15 protein-coding genes and 1 other RNA gene are annotated in these 16,537 nt (G+C 70.5%); 5 read left to right on the forward strand and 11 right to left on the reverse strand.

Features of this window, described 5'->3' with window-relative positions; translation table 11 throughout:
- Positions 1-71: 71 nt before the first annotated feature.
- From rlmE to hrcA, 9 genes are all read right to left on the reverse strand, one after another.
- On the reverse strand, positions 72-695 hold the full coding sequence (gene rlmE, locus KA217_10655) for a 23S rRNA (uridine(2552)-2'-O)-methyltransferase RlmE (protein ID MBP7712901.1): 624 nt from the start codon (positions 693-695) through the stop codon (positions 72-74).
- 32 nt (positions 696-727) lie between these two features.
- Complete coding sequence (gene greA / locus KA217_10660) at positions 728-1,204, reverse strand: transcription elongation factor GreA (protein MBP7712902.1); 477 nt, start codon at positions 1,202-1,204, stop codon at positions 728-730.
- Entirely contained in the window at positions 1,201-4,422 is a 3,222-nt protein-coding gene (gene carB / locus KA217_10665; protein MBP7712903.1) for a carbamoyl-phosphate synthase large subunit, read from the reverse strand. The genes greA and carB overlap by 4 nt, the downstream gene beginning before the upstream one ends.
- Before the next feature lie 27 nt (positions 4,423-4,449).
- A complete protein-coding gene (gene carA / locus KA217_10670) occupies positions 4,450-5,601 on the reverse strand; it encodes a glutamine-hydrolyzing carbamoyl-phosphate synthase small subunit (GenBank protein MBP7712904.1) in 1,152 nt (383 codons plus the stop codon).
- Positions 5,602-5,631: 30 nt separating this feature from the next.
- Complete coding sequence (gene dapB / locus KA217_10675; protein MBP7712905.1) at positions 5,632-6,438, reverse strand: 4-hydroxy-tetrahydrodipicolinate reductase; 807 nt, start codon at positions 6,436-6,438, stop codon at positions 5,632-5,634.
- 10 nt (positions 6,439-6,448) lie between these two features.
- Positions 6,449-7,588, reverse strand: coding sequence for a molecular chaperone DnaJ (gene dnaJ / locus KA217_10680; protein ID MBP7712906.1), 1,140 nt, complete (start codon positions 7,586-7,588; stop codon positions 6,449-6,451).
- A gap of 88 nt (positions 7,589-7,676) precedes the next feature.
- Positions 7,677-9,617 (reverse strand): molecular chaperone DnaK, encoded by a 1,941-nt coding sequence (gene dnaK, locus KA217_10685; protein MBP7712907.1) that lies wholly within the window; start codon positions 9,615-9,617, stop codon positions 7,677-7,679.
- Between the two features lie 95 nt (positions 9,618-9,712).
- Positions 9,713-10,255 (reverse strand): nucleotide exchange factor GrpE, encoded by a 543-nt coding sequence (grpE, locus tag KA217_10690; protein ID MBP7712908.1) that lies wholly within the window; start codon positions 10,253-10,255, stop codon positions 9,713-9,715.
- Positions 10,256-10,350: 95 nt separating this feature from the next.
- On the reverse strand, positions 10,351-11,403 hold the full coding sequence (gene hrcA / locus KA217_10695; protein MBP7712909.1) for a heat-inducible transcriptional repressor HrcA: 1,053 nt from the start codon (positions 11,401-11,403) through the stop codon (positions 10,351-10,353).
- A gap of 210 nt (positions 11,404-11,613) precedes the next feature.
- On the opposite strand from hrcA, the gene KA217_10700 reads away from it, so the two are divergent.
- From KA217_10700 to KA217_10710, 3 genes are read left to right on the forward strand one after another with little or no spacing between them, the layout of a single operon-like run.
- The gene (locus tag KA217_10700; protein ID MBP7712910.1) at positions 11,614-12,483 is read left to right on the forward strand and encodes an NAD(+) kinase; all 870 of its coding nucleotides are present in this window, start codon (positions 11,614-11,616) and stop codon (positions 12,481-12,483) included.
- Positions 12,483-14,162: a DNA repair protein RecN gene (gene recN / locus KA217_10705; GenBank protein ID MBP7712911.1), complete on the forward strand. Its 1,680-nt coding sequence runs from the start codon at positions 12,483-12,485 to the stop codon at positions 14,160-14,162. The genes KA217_10700 and recN overlap by 1 nt, the downstream gene beginning before the upstream one ends.
- A 16-nt stretch (positions 14,163-14,178) precedes the next feature.
- Positions 14,179-14,688, forward strand: a complete 510-nt coding sequence (locus tag KA217_10710) for an outer membrane protein assembly factor BamE (protein ID MBP7712912.1) — start codon at positions 14,179-14,181, stop codon at positions 14,686-14,688.
- A 34-nt stretch (positions 14,689-14,722) separates the two neighbouring features.
- Here the strand turns inward: KA217_10710 and KA217_10715 are convergent, their stop codons facing one another.
- Positions 14,723-15,046: an RnfH family protein gene (locus KA217_10715; protein MBP7712913.1), complete on the reverse strand. Its 324-nt coding sequence runs from the start codon at positions 15,044-15,046 to the stop codon at positions 14,723-14,725.
- Complete coding sequence (locus tag KA217_10720) at positions 15,015-15,470, reverse strand: type II toxin-antitoxin system RatA family toxin (GenBank protein MBP7712914.1); 456 nt, start codon at positions 15,468-15,470, stop codon at positions 15,015-15,017. Before KA217_10720 ends, KA217_10715 begins: the two co-directional genes overlap by 32 nt.
- 112 nt (positions 15,471-15,582) lie before the next feature.
- Between KA217_10720 and smpB the strand changes: the two genes are divergently transcribed.
- Together smpB and ssrA are read left to right on the forward strand one after the other, a co-directional pair.
- Positions 15,583-16,062 (forward strand): SsrA-binding protein SmpB, encoded by a 480-nt coding sequence (gene smpB / locus KA217_10725; protein ID MBP7712915.1) that lies wholly within the window; start codon positions 15,583-15,585, stop codon positions 16,060-16,062.
- A 104-nt stretch (positions 16,063-16,166) separates the two neighbouring features.
- Positions 16,167-16,537, forward strand: a transfer-messenger RNA (tmRNA) gene (gene ssrA, locus KA217_10730).

The following is a 16,537-nucleotide window of genomic DNA, read 5'->3' on the forward strand; positions in this document are numbered from 1 at the left end:
TTCAAATCGCTATCTCCTGAGGACGAGACCCAGCGTGACAGGCCTCCCCCCTTCTGCCCACGTCGATTCGACTATACACCAGCGTAACCCCGGGCGAGCACGTAGAGCTCCCGGGACCGCGCCCGGGACGCCTCGGGCTTGCGCCGCTCCAGGGCCGCGAAATCCGTGCGGATCGAGCGCAACAACTCCTCCAGCCCCTCGCCCTGGAACACCTTCGCGAGGAACGCCCCGCCGGGGGTCAGCGTGGCCCGTGCGAGCTCCAGGGCGAGCTCCACCAGCTCGATGGAACGGGCCTGGTCGACCGCCCGGATCCCGCTCAGGTTCGGGGCCATGTCCGAGAGCACCAGGTCCGCGGCGACCCCGCCGAGTGCCTCCCGCACGGCCTCCCGGACCGACTCCTCGCGGAAGTCTCCCTGGATGAAGCTCACGCCCGCCACGGCGCTCATGGGCAAGATATCCACCGCCACCACGCGCCCCCTCGGGCCCACGCGCTGCGCTGCCCACTGCGACCACCCTCCGGGCGCCGCCCCCAGGTCCACCACCCTGGAACCGGCCCGGAGGAGCCCGTACCGGCGGTCCAGGTCCATGAGTTTGAAGGCGGCGCGGGAACGCAGCCCTTCAGCCCTGGCCTTTTGGACAAAGGGGTCGGCGTGGTGTTCCTGGAGCCAGCGGCGGCTGCTGGGCGTTCTAGGCATGCCGCGGGGGTGACGGCCTCGTCACGGTCTTCCTAGACGTACAGCACCCCCGCGATCTCGTAGTCGCGCCGCCCGCTCGGGGTCTGCACGGACACGACGTCGCCCTCGATCTTGCCGATGAGGGCGCGCGCGAGGGGCGAGGTGTTGGAGATGAGACCCACTTTGATGTCCGCCTCATCCTCGCCCACGATCTGATAGCGGACCTCCTCCTCCGTCTCCACGTTCAGGAGCTCGACCGTCGCGCCGAACACCACGCGCCCGCCGGCGTTCACCTGGGTCACGTCGATGACCTGGGCGTTGCCGAGCTTCCCCTCGATCTCGGCGATCCGACCCTCGATGAAGCCCTGCTCCTCCCGTGCGGCGTGGTACTCGGCGTTCTCGCGCAGGTCCCCGTGGGCCCGCGCCTCCGCGATGGCCTGGATGACCTTCGGGCGGCGCACGGACTTCAGGTGCTGCAGTTCCCCCTTCAGCCGCTCGGCCCCGCGCACGGTCATGGGTGAGCGGCTCACGAGAAGAGCCCCCGGTGCAGATCCTGCAGGCGGTGGACCTCCCCGCTCCCCGGACCCCGCAGGGCCATGACCACAGCGCGCGCGCCGGCCAGCGTGGTCGTGTAGGCGACCTTGTTCTTGAGCGCGGTCCGCCGAATGGCGTAGGAGTCCGCGATGGCCTGCTCGCCCTCGGTGGTGTTCACGATCAGGGAAACCTCGCCGTTCTTCAGCATGTCCACGATATGGGGCCGCCCTTCTTTCACCTTGTTCACCCGGCGGCAGGGCACGCCTGCGGCGCTGATGACCTCGGCCGTGCCCCGGGTCGCCACCACCTCGAAGCCGAGCTCCACCAGGTCGCGCGCGACCCTCACCACCCGCGCCTTGTCCGCGTCGCGCACGCTGAGGAAAGCCACCCCCCCGGCCGGGAGCACCATACCCGCGCCCAGCTGCGATTTCCCGAAGGCCTCGCCGAAGCTGCGGCCCACCCCCATCACCTCGCCGGTCGACTTCATCTCCGGCCCGAGCAGGGGGTCGACCCCCTGGAACTTCACGAAGGGGAAGACCGACTCCTTCACCGAATAGTAGCGCGGGACCCGTTCCTCGGTGACCCCTTGCCGGTGCAGGCTCTGCCCCACCATGCACCGGGCCGCGACGCGTGCGAGCGAGACGCCCGTCGCCTTGGAGACGAACGGCACCGTGCGCGAGGCGCGCGGATTGACCTCCAGAACGTAGACCACCCCGCCCTGGACGGCGTACTGCACGTTCATCAGCCCCACCACGCCGAGCGCCTTCGCCATGCGCTCGGTCTGGGAGCGCAGCTCGTCCTGCAACGCCGAGCTGAGGCCGTACGGGGGCAGCGAGCACGCCGAGTCTCCGGAGTGCACGCCGGCCTGCTCGATGTGCTCCATGATCCCGCCGATCAGCACGCTCTCCCCGTCGCAAATGGCGTCCACGTCCACCTCGATCGCGTCGTCGAGGAACCGGTCGAGCAGCACCGGGGAGTCGTTGGACACCGCCACCGCGGCGCGCATGTACCGGCGCAGCTCGCCCTCATTGTGGACGATCTCCATCGCCCGCCCACCGAGCACGTAGGAGGGGCGCACGACGAGCGGATAACCCACCTGCGCCGCGCCCAGAAGCGCCTCGTCCAGCGCCCGCGCCGTGCGGTTGGGGGGCTGGTGCAGACCGAGCCCCTCGATGAGCCCCTGGAAGCGCTCGCGGTCCTCGGCGAGGTCGATCGAGTCCGGTGTGGTGCCGATGATCGGGGCCCCGGCGGCGGCCAGCGCCCGGGCGAGCTTCAGGGGCGTCTGCCCCCCGTACTGCACGATGACCCCGTAGGGCCGCTCGAGGGCGATGATCTCGAGCACGTCCTCGAGCGTCACCGGCTCGAAGTAGAGCCGGTCGGAGGTGTCGTAGTCGGTCGAGACCGTCTCCGGGTTGCAGTTGACCATGATGGTCTCGAACCCGTCCTCGCGCAGCGCGAGCGCGGCCTGCACGCAGCAGTAGTCGAACTCGATGCCCTGGCCGATGCGGTTCGGCCCCCCGCCGAGCACCATGACCTTGCGCCGGTCGCTCGGCGCGGCCTCGCACTCCTCCTCGTAGGTGGAGTACAGGTAGGCGGTCGTGCTCGCGAACTCCGCCGCACAGGTGTCCACCCGGCGGTAGACCGGCCGGACCCCGTGCCGATGCCGGAGCTCGCGTACCGCCTGCTCCTCTGCGCCCAGGAGGGCCGCGAGGCGGCGGTCCGAGAAGCCCTTGCGCTTCAGGGCGAACAGCCGGGCGGCGGAGAGTCCTTCGAGGCCAAGGCCCCGCAGGGCGCCCTCCTCGGCGATCAGGTCCTCGATCTGGGCGAGGAACCAGGGGTCGATCCGGGAGAGCGCGTGCACCTCCGGCACCGAGTAGCCCATGCGGAAGGCGTCCCCCACGTACCAGATCCGCTCCGGGCCCGGCTGACGGAGCTCGCGCTCGAGACGCACGCGCGAGTCCTCCGCGCCCGGGTCCAGGCGCTCGTTGAAGCCGTCCGCGCCCGTCTCGAGCCCGCGAAGGGCCTTCTGCAGCGACTCCTGGAAGGTGCGGCCGATCGCCATCACCTCGCCCACCGACTTCATCTGGGTGGTCAGGCGCGGGTCAGCCTGCGGGAACTTCTCGAACGTGAAGCGCGGAACCTTGGTCACCACGTAGTCGAGGGTCGGCTCGAAGGAGGCCGGAGTCGCCCCGCCGGTGATCTCGTTCGCCAGCTCGTCCAGCGTGTAGCCCACCGCCAGCTTGGCTGCGACCCGCGCGATGGGGAAACCGGTCGCCTTGGAGGCCAGTGCGGAGGACCTGGAGACCCGCGGGTTCATCTCGATGACCACCATCCGCCCGTCGGCCGGGTTGATGGCGAACTGGACGTTCGAGCCGCCCGTCTCGACCCCGATCTCGCGCAGCACCGCGATCGAGGCGTCGCGCAGGATCTGGTACTCCTTGTCCGTGAGGGTGAGCGCCGGCGCGACGGTGATCGAGTCGCCCGTGTGCACCCCCATGGGGTCCAGATTCTCGATCGAGCAGATGATGATGCAGTTGTCCTTGCGGTCCCGCACCACCTCCATCTCGAATTCCTTCCAACCGAGGACCGACTCCTCGATCAGGAGCTCGTGGGTCGGCGAGAGCTCGAGTCCGCGCTCGCAGATCTCGATGAGCTCCTCCCGGTTGTAGGCGATCCCCCCGCCGCTGCCGCCCAGCGTGAACGAAGGGCGGATGACGGTGGGGAAGCCGATGGCGGCCTGAACCTGCTGCGCCTCCTCCAGGCTGTGGGCGGGCGCCGCGCGCGGGGTCGCGAGCCCGATGGAGCGCATCGCCTCGCGAAACCGCTCCCGGTCCTCCGCCTTGTCGATGGCGTCGCGGCTCGCCCCGATGAGCTCCACCCCGAAGCGATCGAGCACGCCCTCGCGCGCGAGGTCGAGGGCCGTGTTGAGCGCCGTCTGCCCGCCCATGGTGGGCAGCAGCGCGTCCGGGCGCTCCTTCTCGATGATGCGGGCCACCACCTCCCAGTGCACCGGCTCGATGTAGGTCGCATCGGCCATCCCCGGGTCGGTCATGATCGTGGCGGGGTTCGAGTTGACCAGGATGACCCGGTAGCCCTCCTCCTTCAGCGCCTTGCAGGCCTGCGCCCCCGAATAGTCGAACTCGCACGCCTGGCCGATGACGATCGGTCCGGCCCCGATGATGAGGATGCTGCGCAGGTCAGTTCTCTTGCCCATGGAACGAGTGCCCTCCGCGCGGCCCCCTCAGACGCCCTGCCGCGACCGGGCGCGCTCCTCGATGAGCTCGAGGAAGTGGTCGAAGAGCGCGCCGGCGTCGTGAGGGCCGGGGCTCGCCTCCGGGTGGCCCTGGAAACTGAAGGCGGGCCGGTCGGTGCGGTGGATCCCCTGGAGCGAGCCGTCGAAGAGCGAGCGGTGCGTCGCCCGCACGCTCGCCGGGAGCGTCGATTCGTCGACGGCGAAGCCGTGGTTCTGGCTGGTGATCATCACCCGGCCGCTCTCCAGATCCTGAACCGGGTGGTTCGCCCCATGGTGCCCGAATTTCATCTTCACCGTGCGCGCCCCGCTCGCCAGTCCGAGGAGCTGGTGCCCGAGGCAGATCCCGAAGAGCGGGATGCCGGTCTCGAGCAGCTCGCGGATGGCCTCGATGGCGTAGCCGCAGGGCTCCGGGTCCCCCGGCCCGTTGGAGAGGAAGACCCCGTCCGGGCTCCGGGCCAGCACGTCGCGCGCCGGGGTCTCGGCCGGGACCACGGTCACGCGGCACCCGCGGCGCACGAGATTGCGCAGGATGTTCCGCTTGACGCCGTAGTCGTAGGCCACCACGTGCCAGCGCGCCCCCCGCCCCTCGCCGACCGCGTGACCCCGCCCGAGCGACCAGGTGCCGTCCTCCCAGGCATAGGGCGAGGGGGTGGTGACCACCCGGGCCAGGTCCATGCCCTTCAGCCCCGGGAACTCCCGCGCCGCCGCGAGCGCCCGCGCCTCGTCGATGCGGGGTCCGGCGACGATACAGCCGTTCTGCGCGCCTTTCTCGCGCAGCGTGCGCGTCAGTCGCCGCGTGTCCACCCCGGCGATGGCGACCACCCGGTGCCGGCGCAGATACGCGTCGAGCCCCTCTTCGGCGCGCCAGTTGCTCACCGCAACCGGCAGATCCCGGATGACGAGCCCCGCGCCGTAGACCCGCGGGGACTCCTCGTCCTCGCGGTTCGTCCCCACGTTTCCGATGTGCGGGAAGGTGAGGGTGACGATCTGCCGCTCGTAGGACGGGTCGGTCAGGACCTCCTGGTAGCCCGTGATGGCGGTGTTGAAGACGACCTCGCCCACGGTCTCGCCCGCCGCGCCGATGGACTCGCCGCGGAAGAGGCTACCGTCTGCGAGCGCCAGCAGTGCCGGGTCGCGCATCGTTGCACCTCGCGTCGCAGGCACCCGGTCTCAGCCCCTCAGCCCGAGCACGTCCTGCATGTCATAGAGCCCTGGCCCACGACCTGCCACCCAGTGCGCCGCGCGCACCGCCCCGCGCGCGAAGGTCGCACGGCTCGAGGCCCGGTGGCTCACCTCGACCCGCTCCCCCTCGCCCGCGAACAGCACGGTGTGCTCGCCGACGATGTCACCCGCACGCACGGTCGCGAAACCGATGGTGCTGGGGGAGCGCTGGCCGATCCGGCCTTCGCGCCCGTACACCGCGCACTCCTTCAGGTCGCGGCCGAGCGCGGCGGCCACCACCTCTCCCATGCGCAGGGCGGTGCCCGAGGGCGCGTCGACCTTGTGCCGGTGGTGCGCCTCGACGATCTCCACGTCGAAGTCCTCCCCGAGAACGCGGGCCGCGGTCTCGATGAGCTTGAAGCAGAGGTTCACCCCGACGCTCATGTTGGGCGAGAAGACCACCCCCACCTCCCGCGCGACGGTCTCCAGCGCCACGCGCTGGTCCGGCGACAGGCCGGTCGTTCCCACCACCATGCGCCGGCCGGCCGAGCGGCACCACGCGGCATGCTCCAGCGTCGCCTCGGGCTGGGTGAAGTCCACCAGCACGTCGAAGGGCTCCCCGATGTCCTCGAGGCTCCCCACGACGGGCACCCCGAGCCGCCCGAGGCCCGCCAGCTCACCCGCGTCCGCGCCCGTCTGGGGGCTGCCGGAGCGTTCCAGCGCACCGACCAGGGCCCCCTCCGGGTCCCGCGCGACCGCCTCCACCAGCATCCGGCCCATGCGCCCCGCGGCGCCTGCCACCACGATTCGCGTCACCGCCCCTCCTCTACAGCTTCATGCCCTCGAAGAATTTCTTGGCCCGCTCGAGCCAGGACTGCTCCCGCGGCCGATGGGCCTCGCAGTCCTCCCCGAGCGTGCACTCGAGCTCGCGCAGGAGCTCCTTCTGCTTCGCCGTCAGGTTGACCGGGGTCTCCACCACCACGTGGCAGAGCAGGTCTCCCACGTCACCCCCGCGCACCGGCCGCACCCCTTTCCCGCGCAGGCGGAACACCCGCCCGGTCTGGGTCTCCGGAAGCACCTTCAGCGTGGTGCGCCCATTGAGCGTCGGGACGTCGAGCTCGCCACCGAGCGCCGCCATCACGAAGCTGATCGGGACCTCGCAGTGCAGGTCGTCGTCCTCGCGCACGAAGATCTCGTGCTGCTTCACGGCCACCTGGACGTAGAGGTCTCCCGGCGGGCCACCGTTCTCCCCCGCCTCACCCTCGCCGCCGAGGCGAATGCGGTCGCCCGTATCCACCCCGGGTGGGACCTTCACCGACAGCGTCTTGTGGCGTTGCACGCGCCCCGCGCCGTGGCACTCGTCGCAGGGGTCGCGGACCACGCGGCCCGTGCCCCGGCAATGGGGACAGGTCTGCTGGATGGCGAAGAATCCCTGCTGCATCCGCACCTGCCCCGTGCCGCCGCAGGTGGAACAGTTCGTGGGCGAGGTCCCGGGACGTGCCCCGCTGCCCCCGCAGCGCGAACAGGCGACGAGGCTCGGGACCTGGATCTTGCGGGTGATGCCGAAGACCGCTTCTTCCAGGCTCAGCTCGAGGTCGTGGCGCAGGTCGCCGCCACGGTAGGCGCGGGTGCGCCCGCCCCGCCCGCCCGCCCCGAAGATATCCCCGAACATGTCCTCGAAGATGTCCCGGAAGCTGCCGCCGGCCCCGAACCCGGCCCCCATGCCAGCCTGCCCCTCGAGCCCGGCGTGCCCGAACTGGTCGTACGCCGAGCGCTTGCGGGCGTCCGAGAGGACCTCGTAGGCCTCCTTGCACTCCTTGAAGCGGTCCTCGGACTCCGCCCGGCCTTCAGCCGGGTTGCGGTCGGGGTGATATTTCATGGCCAACCGCCGGAAGGCCTTCTTCAGGTCGGCCTCGCTGACGGTGCGGCTGACACCCAGAACCTCGTAGTAATCGCGCTTGGTCATCCTTCCCGCGCTCAAGACACCGGGCGCGCGGCCTCCCGACCGCGCGCCCGGCGTGCAGTGCTCCTACCGGCCGATCGCCGGAGGCCCCTTACTTCTTGTCGTCCCGGACCTCTTCGAACTCGGCGTCCACCACGTCGTCCCCACCCGGCTGGCGCCTCTGGGCGGAGTCGGGCTCCGGCCCGCCCTGGGGGCCCGCGCCCCCAGCACCGCCCTGCTCCCGGTAGACGCGCTCGGCCAACTTCCCCGAAACGTCCGCCAGGCGCTGCGTCTTGACCTCGATGCGACCCTTGTCGTCGCTCTTGAGCACGTCCTCGAGGTCCTTGATCGCGGACTCGATCTCGCCCCGCTCCTGGCTCGACACCTTCTCTCCCAGGTCCTTCAGCGTCTTGCGGGTCGCGTGGACCAGGTTGTCGGCCTGATTGCGCACGTTCACCAGTTCGTGGAACTTGCGGTCGTCCGCCGCGTGCGCCTCCGCGTCCTTGACCATGCGCTTGATCTCGTCCTCGCCGAGGCCGCTCGAGGCGCGGATCACGATGGACTGCGCCTTGCCGGTGGCCTTGTCGCGCGCCGAGACGTTCAGGATCCCGTTGGCGTCGATGTCGAACGTGACCTCGATCTGGGGGACGCCGCGCGGCGCCGGCGGGATGTCCGCTAGGTCGAAGCGCCCGAGCGACTTGTTCGCCGAGGCGATCTCCCGCTCGCCCTGCAGCACGTGGATCGTCACCGCGGTCTGGCTGTCGTCGGCCGTCGAGAAGGTCTGGGTCGCCTTGGTCGGGACCGTCGTGTTCTTCTCGATGATCTTCGTCATCACCCCGCCGAGCGTCTCGATCCCGAGCGAGAGCGGCGTGACGTCGAGGAGCAGCACGTCCTTGACCGTGCCCGAGAGCACGCCGCCCTGGATCGCAGCGCCCACCGCCACCGCCTCGTCGGGGTTGACGTCCCTGCGCGGCTCCTTGCCGAAGAACTCCCGCACCACCTCCTGCACCTTCGGCATGCGGGTCTGGCCGCCGACGAGGATCACCTCGTCGATGTCCTTCGTGGTCATGCCGGCGTCCTTCAGCGCCGTGCGGCAGGGCCCGATGGTGCGCTGCACCAGGTCCTCCACCAGCGACTCGAGCTTGGCCCGGGTCAGCTTCGTGTTCAGGTGCTTCGGGCCGCTCGCGTCCGCCGTGACGTAGGGCAGGTTGATCTCGGTCTGCTGGGAGGAGGAGAGCTCGATCTTGCCCTTCTCCGCCGCCTCCTTCAGGCGCTGCATCGCGAGCGGGTCGCCGCGCAGGTCGATCCCCGAGCTCTTCTCGAACTCGTTCGCGAGGTAGTCGATGATTCGCTTGTCGAAGTCCTCGCCGCCGAGGAAGGTGTCCCCGTTCGTCGAGTGCACCTCGAACTGGTGCTCGCCGTCGACCTCCGCCACCTCGATGATGGAGATGTCGAAGGTGCCGCCGCCGAGGTCGTAGACCGCGATCTTCTGGTCGCCGCGCTTCTTGTCGAGCCCGTAGGCAAGCGCCGCCGCGGTCGGCTCGTTGATGATGCGCTTCACCTCGAGGCCGGCGATGCGACCCGCGTCCTTCGTCGCCTGGCGCTGGGAGTCGTTGAAGTAGGCCGGCACCGTGATGACGGCCTCGGTCACGGGCTCACCGAGGTAGTCCTCGGCGGTCTTCTTCATCTTCTGCAGGACCCGGGCGGAGATCTCGGGGGGCGCCATCTTCTTGCCCCCGGCCTCGACCCACGCGTCCCCGTTCGGCGCCTCCACGATCTTGTAGGGCACCATGTCGATGTCGCGCTGCACCACGTCGTCGCGGAAACGCCGGCCGATGAGGCGCTTGATCGCGAACAGGGTGTTGGTCGGATTGGTCACGGCCTGGCGCTTGGCCGACTGGCCGACCAGCACCTCACCGTCACCCGTGAACGCCACGATGGACGGGGTGGTCCGGTCGCCCTCGCTGTTCTCGATGACCCGCGGCTTGTCCCCCTCCATCACGGCGACGCAGGAGTTGGTCGTGCCGAGGTCGATTCCAATGATCTTTCCCATTCTCTTCGCTCTCCTGGACTCTCAGGCCGCCGGACCCGACGGCTTTCCCCGGATCTGGGGGCCCGGGGTCGTTTTTTCAACCGGCCCGCGCCGACTCAGCGCGCCACCACCACCATCGCCGGACGCACCAGGCGCTGGTTCAGCACGTACCCCTTCTGGAAGACCTGGGTGACGGTGCCAGCCTCGGCCCCCGTCCCGTCCTGCACGGTCATCGCGTGGTGGCGCTCCGGGTCGAACCGCGCCCCCTGCGGGCTGACCTCCTCGACACCAAACTTTTCAAATACATTGGACAACATCTTGAGAGTCAGCTCGAGGCCTTCACGCATCTTCTCGGAGTCCTTGGCGCTGGTGACGGCCGCTGCGAGGGCGAGCTCCAGGCTGTCCTTGACCGGCAGGAGCTCCCCCACGAACCGCTCGATGCCGTACTTGTGGGCGTTCTCCACGTCCCGGGCGGCTCGCCGGCGCAGGTTCTCCATCTCGGCCCGGGCCCGCAGCAGGGCGTCCCAGTTCTCATTCGCCTTGCCCCGCGCCTCCTCCAGCAGCAGCGCGAGCTCCTCGGGGGACCCCTGCTCCGAGGCGGCGGCGCCTGCCTGCCCCTCGGCCTGCGGCTTCCCCTGGCTCTCCGTTTCCGTCGCCATAGCGCGTCGATGCCCTCCGCTTTGATCCGCACTAACCCCCGGGGATCGGGCACCGCCCGCCCGGACCGGGTCCGTCTTGATTGCCGATATGGGGACTAACCGGCCTCGTTCAAGGCCGAGCCGAGCAACCGGGCGGTCAGGTCGACCACGGGGATGATCCGCTCGTAGGCCATGCGGGTCGGCCCGATGACGCCCAGGACCCCGACCACCTGCCCGTTCACCGTGTACGGGGCGGTCACCACGCTCAACTCCCCGAGGACCTCGTACCCGGACTCCTCGCCGATGAAGATCTGCATGCCGTCGGCGCGCAGGGCCTTGTCCAGCAGGTGCAGGATGCGCCGCTTCTCGTAGAAGGCCTCGAAGAGCTGGCGCATCTTCTCCAGGTCGCGGAGCTCCGCGAACTCCATGAGGTTCGTCTGGCCGGCGAGGATGTAGTCGTCGCCCCGCTCCTTGGCCGCGAACGCCTGATCGGCCACCTCGATGGCCGCGAGCATCATGCGGTTCACGCCCTCGCGCGCCGCCTGCATCTCCCTCAGCAGCGTCTCGCGCGCCTCCGGGAGGTCTTTTCCCGCGAACACCACGTTCAGGTAGTTCGCGGCCTGCTGCAGCTCCTGCTCGGAGTACTGGCGGCCGGTCTGGATCACCCGGTTCTGGACTTCCCGGTCGTTCACCACCAGGACGACGAGCACCCGCTGCGCGGACAGCGGGAGGAACTCCACGTGCCGCAGCCTGAGGTGCTCGCGCCGGGGCAGCGTGACCAGCCCGGCGAGGTGGGTGATGTCCGAGAGCAGGCTCGAAGTGCTCTGCACCAGCTCGGGGACGGCCCGGTCGGGCTGCAGCTGCTGGCGCAGCCGGTCGGCCGCCCCGGCCTCGATGGGCTCGGTGCGCAGCAGCGAGTCGACGAAGAACCGGAACCCGCTCACCGTGGGCACCCGCCCGGCCGAGGTGTGCGGGGAGCGCACCAGGCCCAGGTCCTCGAGGTCGGCCATGACGTTGCGGATGGTCGCCGGGCTCAGGTCCAGACCCGAGTCACGGGAGAGCGTGCGGGAGCCGACCGGCTGGCCCTCGCGGATGTAACGTTTCACCAGCACCTTCAGGAGGTGCTGGGCGCGCTCGTCGATCACCGGCTCGTGGGCACCCCTGACCATCGGATTCGGACACCACCCTTCCGCCCTCCCCGTCCGCCGGGGAGGTGGGTTGAGAAGGATCGGCGAAACCCGCACCCAACACAACCCGGGAGGTCCGGCCCGCTCGGGAGGTCCGGAGCCGGGCGGTTGGCGCCGGGCGGTTGGAGCCGGGCGGTTGGCGACCCCGGCCCTCCGTGCTAACGTCCGGCTCCTCGCCGGGGAGCGGCAGGGATGTTCGAGACCGTAGGAATCGTCGCCAAGCAGGACGACCCCCGCGTCGTCGAGACGTGCCGCTCGCTCTGCGCGTACCTGCGCTCCCGGGGCATCCGCTATCTCCTGGACCGCGTCTGCGCCGCCGCAGTTCCCGGCGGACCGGGCCCGGTCGCCCGCTGTGAAGTGCTCGGTGAGGGATGCGACCTCGTCGTGGTCGTGGGCGGGGACGGCACGCTCCTGCAGACGGCCCGGCGGCTCGTCGACTACGACGTGCGGCTGCTCGGCATCAACCTGGGGCGGGTGGGGTTCCTCACCGACGTGTCGCAACAGGAGATGACGGCGCGCCTCGACGAGATCTTCGACGGCCGGTTCCAGGAGGAGCGCCGCTTCCTGCTCCAGGCCGAGGTCGTGCGGGAGACGGCCCCTGCGACGCGCCACGACGCGCTGAACGACGTGGTCGTGCAGAAGGGCAACGTCGCGCGCCTGATCCGCATCGACACCTACATCGACGGCAACTTCGTCAGCAGCCAGCGATCGGACGGCCTGATCGTGGCGACCCCGACCGGGTCCACGGCCTACGCCCTCTCCGGCGGGGGTCCCCTTCTGCACCCGGCGCTGAACGCGATCGTCCTGGTGCCCATCTGCCCGCACACGCTCAGCAACCGCCCCATCGTGGTGGAGGCCGACAGCGTCGTGGAGATCGTGCTGAGCGACGGGCAGACCAGCCCCGCCGCGCTCACCTGTGACGGCGAGACGGTGAGCGAGCTGCAGGTGGGCGACCGGGTGCGGGTGCGCAAGCGGACCCCGCCAGTGCGCCTCATCCATCCTCCCGGACACGACTACTTCGCCACCCTGCGCACGAAGCTGCACTGGGCCAAGGAGCTGTAGTGCTGACCCAGCTCGAGGTCCGCGACCTGGCCATCGTCGAGCGGGTGTCCCTCGAGATCGGCCCGGGGATGACCGTGCTCACGGGGGAGACCGGCGCCGGGAAGTCGATCCTGCTCGACGCCCTCGGTCTCGTCCTGGGGGACCGGGCGAGCGCGGGCATCGTGCGCCCCGGCTCGGAGCGCGCCGAGGTCTCCGCCGTCTTCGAGACCGGCGGGCTGCCCGCGGTCGAGGCGCGGCTCGCCGAGCTCGAGCTCTCCGACCCCGAGGGGACCTGCGTGCTGCGCCGGACCATCGGCAGCGACGGACGCTCGCGGGGTTTCGTCAACGGGCGGCCGGTCCCTGTGCAGGGCCTGCGCGACATCGGCGAGCTCCTCGTGGAGATCCACGGCCAGCACGCCCACCAGGCGCTGCTGCGCCGTGACGCCCAGCGCGAGGTCCTGGACCACTTCGCAGGCGCAGGGCCGCGTCTCGCGGAGCTTCGCGCCACCTGGCAGGCCTGGCAGGCCGCGCGGGCGGCCGCGGCCCGGCTCGGGGGCAGCGCCGCCGAGCGTGCGGGCGAGCGCGACCTCCTGCGCTACCAGGTGGAAGAGCTCCGCCGTCTGGCGCTGCAGGCCGGCGAGCTCGAGGCCGTCGGCGCCGAGCACCGGAGACTGAGCCACGCCGGGGCGCTCATCGCGAGCGCGCGGCGCGCCGCCCACGCGCTGGAGGAGGCCGAGGACGGCGCGGTCGTCCCGCGGCTCGACGCGCTCGCTCGGGAGCTCTCGGAAGACGCCCGCATCGACGAGCGGCTCGCGGCGCTCGCCGAGCTGCTCGACGCCGCCTCCATCCAGGCCCGGGACGCGGCGGCAGGGCTGCGCCGCTACGCCGACGCGGACGAGCTCGACCCCGAGCGGCTGCAGTGGCTCGAGGAGCGCATCGGGGCCATCGAGGCCCTGGCCCGCAAACACCGTGTCCTGGCGGCCGACCTGCCCTCCCACCTCGAGAGGCTCGAGGATCGGCTCGCCGAGCTCGACCGGGGAGAAGAACGCCTCACAGCGCTCGAGGCGGACATCGAGGCCCACCGCCGGCGCTACGAGGCACTCGCCGCGGACCTGCACGAGGCCCGCATCGCGGCCGCGCCGCACCTCTCCCGCGCCGTGGCGGCCCACGTGCGGGAACTGGGCATGACCGGCGCGCGCATCGCCGTCGAGGTGCAGCCGCTTGCCCCGGGCGAGTCCGGCCCCAGCGGACGGGACCGAGTGGAATTCCTGGTCAGCGCGAACCCCGGCCTGCCCCTCGCCCCCCTCTCCCAGGTCGCCTCCGGTGGCGAGCTCTCCCGCGTCAGCCTGGCCATCCAGCTCGTGGGGGCCGCGGGCCGGCGCGTGCCCACGCAGGTCTTCGACGAGGTGGACAGCGGGGTCGGGGGGCGGGTGGCCGAGACCGTGGGCAGCGCCCTGCGCCGGCTGGCGGGAGACTGTCAGGTCCTCTGCGTCACCCACCTGCCCCAGGTCGCCGCCCGGGGACACCAGCACGTGGAGGTCAGCAAGGGGGTCCGCGACGGGACGACCTTCGCCCGCGCCGCGAAGCTCGCCGGTGAGGCCCGGGTAGAAGAGATCGCCCGCATGCTGGGCGGCACCGAACTGACCGACCGCGCCCTCGCCCACGCCCGCGAGATGCTGGAGCGCGCCACCCGGCCCTGAGCCGGAGCCGTGCCCGATGGTCTTTGCCTCGGCCCCTCGGGTATCATCCGCCGGTCATCACCGGTCCGGCGTCACCATGCGAAAGGCTTTCATCATCGGCCTCCTTGCCGCAGCCCAACTCGGCGCAGGATGCTCGAGCGAGCAGGTACCCTTCGTCTACCGGATCGACATCCCCCAGGGGAACGTCGTCACCCAGGAGATGCTGAATCGCCTGGAACCGGGGATGAGCAAGCAGCAGGTCTCCCTGGTGATGGGCACACCGCTCGTGGTCGACCCGTTCCACCCGGACCAGTGGGTCTACCTCTACCGGCTGAAGAAGGGTGGCGAGGCGGTCGAGGAGCGGCAGATCGAGCTCCACTTCCAGGGCGACCGGCTGCAGCGGGTCACCGGCGACGTCAAGCCGGCCGCGGGCCTCCAAGCCCCCGCTCGGGCGCCTGCCGGCGCGGTGGTGGTGCCCCTCGAGCCCCCTCGGGAACCGGGGCTCTGGGAGCGCATCAAGCGCAGCGTCGGGCTCGGCGAGGAGTAGTCCCCGGCCCGGGACCGGACGCGAGCGGGCCCGGTCAGTCCTCCGCGCCCGCGCCACGCTTCATCTTCTTGCCCTCCGCGGCGCGCAGCTTCCGGATCTCCTTCGGGTCCCCGATGAGCGCCCGGTAGATCTCGACCCGGTCGCCGCTCTTCACCACCGTATCCAGCGGGACGACCTTCCCGTAGACCCCCACCTTGCTCTTCTCCAGGTCGATCTCGGGAAAGCGGGCGAGCACGCGCGAGGCCTCGATCGCCTCGCGCACGGTCGCCCCCTCGGGCACCTGGACCTCGGCGAGCACCTGCTGGTCGGCGCGCGCGTAGGCGACCTCAAGCTTCAGTTGCCGTGTAGCCTGTTCCATAGATCTGTACCGCCCTCGTGCGAAAGGCATCGATCATCTGCCGGGTCACCTCATTAAACAGGGGACCGAGCGTCAGGGACATGACCCGCGTCGAGAAATCGAACTCCAGGTCCAGCGTGACCCGGCAGCCCCCGTCGCCGGCGGGCTCGAAGAGCCAGACCCCGTAGAGGTGGCGGAAGGGCCCGCTGGCGAGCCGCATCTCGATGGTGCGGTCCTGCACCAGGCGGTTCTCCGTCGTGAAGGCCTGGCGCAGCGGCCCGCGGGAGACCTCGACGGTCGCGCGCACCCGCTCACCTTCCCGCAGGTGTACCTCGACCCACCGGCACCAGGGCAGAAACTCGGGGTACGACTCCACGTCCGCCACGAGCGCGTACATCTCGCTCGCGCGGTAGGGAACGACGGTGGACCGCTGCACGTGATACACCCCTCGATTTTCCGGGAACCCGCCCCGGGGCTCAACCGGCAGTTCGCAGGGGGGCTGGTATACTCCGAGGTCAACCCGCCGGCGGTGGCCCGGCGCAGGGAGCGCGGAGCGCATGGGCGCAGCCAAACGACAGGACACCCCCAGCAGCACCATCGTGCTGAACCGCTTCGCGCGCCACGAATTCCACCTGGAGGACCGCTTCGAGGCGGGCATCGCACTCGAGGGCTGGGAGGTGAAAAGCCTGCGCGCGGGCCGGATCCAGATCAAGGACAGTTACGTGCTCCTGAAGGACGGCGAGGCCTCCCTCCTCGGCGCCTTGATCACCCCCCTGCCGACGGCTTCCACCCACATCCACCCCCAGCCCGACCGGACCCGCAAGCTCCTGTTGCACCGCTCCGAGCTCGACAAGCTCGTCGGCGCCGTCGAGCGCAAGGGGTACACCCTCGTGCCCACGGCGATGTACTGGAAGCAGGGCCGCGCCAAGATCGAGATCGCGCTTGCCCGCGGCAAGAAGGAGCACGACAAGCGCGCCACCGAAAAGGAGCGCGACTGGCAGCGAGAGAAGGCCGGGCTGATGAAGAAACCCCGCTAGGTGGGGGAAGGGTCCCTTCAGGCGGATGGGCTCCGCGCGTTCCCCTCCCCCACGCTTTCCCCGGAACCTGTGGGCGGATACACTGTCAGAGTCGATGTAACCCAGGGGGCGACCTGGTTTCGACGTGGGTTTCAAAGCCCCAGGTGCATGCCGAGGGAGCAGTCTTCCTCGTTAATCCGGCTGCAAACTTTAGCTGCCAACGACGACAGCTACGCCCTGGCCGCCTAAGGCTGGGCCTCTGACCGGAGCCGCGCCTGTGCGTCCGGAGACCGCTTCGGCGGTCGCTCAGGGGTAACCGCTCGCAGGATCGCGGCGAAGCCCGCCCGGGGCCGAGCCGTTAAAACCCTTACGGGCTCGCCGTCGTGCCGCCCTGCCCGTCGGGTGGTCGCCGGTCAAAGCTAATGACTGGGCTAAGCATGTAGAGCCGAAGGTAGAGAGCTTGCGGACGTGGGTTCGATTCCCACCGCCTCCACCA

This window comes from Gammaproteobacteria bacterium (assembly GCA_017999615.1).
Lineage (GTDB): Bacteria > Pseudomonadota > Gammaproteobacteria > JAABTG01 > JAABTG01 > JAGNLM01.

Coding starts and splice junctions, on each gene's coding strand:
- rlmE (MBP7712901.1), bottom strand. CDS start 695: ATGCCTAGAACGCCCAGCAGCCGCCGCTGGCTCCAGGAACACCACGCC.
- carB (MBP7712903.1), bottom strand. CDS start 4,422: ATGGGCAAGAGAACTGACCTGCGCAGCATCCTCATCATCGGGGCCGGA.
- carA (MBP7712904.1), bottom strand. CDS start 5,601: ATGCGCGACCCGGCACTGCTGGCGCTCGCAGACGGTAGCCTCTTCCGC.
- dnaJ (MBP7712906.1), bottom strand. CDS start 7,588: ATGACCAAGCGCGATTACTACGAGGTTCTGGGTGTCAGCCGCACCGTC.
- dnaK (MBP7712907.1), bottom strand. CDS start 9,617: ATGGGAAAGATCATTGGAATCGACCTCGGCACGACCAACTCCTGCGTC.
- grpE (MBP7712908.1), bottom strand. CDS start 10,255: ATGGCGACGGAAACGGAGAGCCAGGGGAAGCCGCAGGCCGAGGGGCAG.
- hrcA (MBP7712909.1), bottom strand. CDS start 11,403: ATGGTCAGGGGTGCCCACGAGCCGGTGATCGACGAGCGCGCCCAGCAC.
- KA217_10700 (MBP7712910.1), top strand. CDS start 11,614: ATGTTCGAGACCGTAGGAATCGTCGCCAAGCAGGACGACCCCCGCGTC.
- KA217_10710 (MBP7712912.1), top strand. CDS start 14,179: ATGGTCTTTGCCTCGGCCCCTCGGGTATCATCCGCCGGTCATCACCGG.
- KA217_10715 (MBP7712913.1), bottom strand. CDS start 15,046: ATGGAACAGGCTACACGGCAACTGAAGCTTGAGGTCGCCTACGCGCGC.
- smpB (MBP7712915.1), top strand. CDS start 15,583: ATGGGCGCAGCCAAACGACAGGACACCCCCAGCAGCACCATCGTGCTG.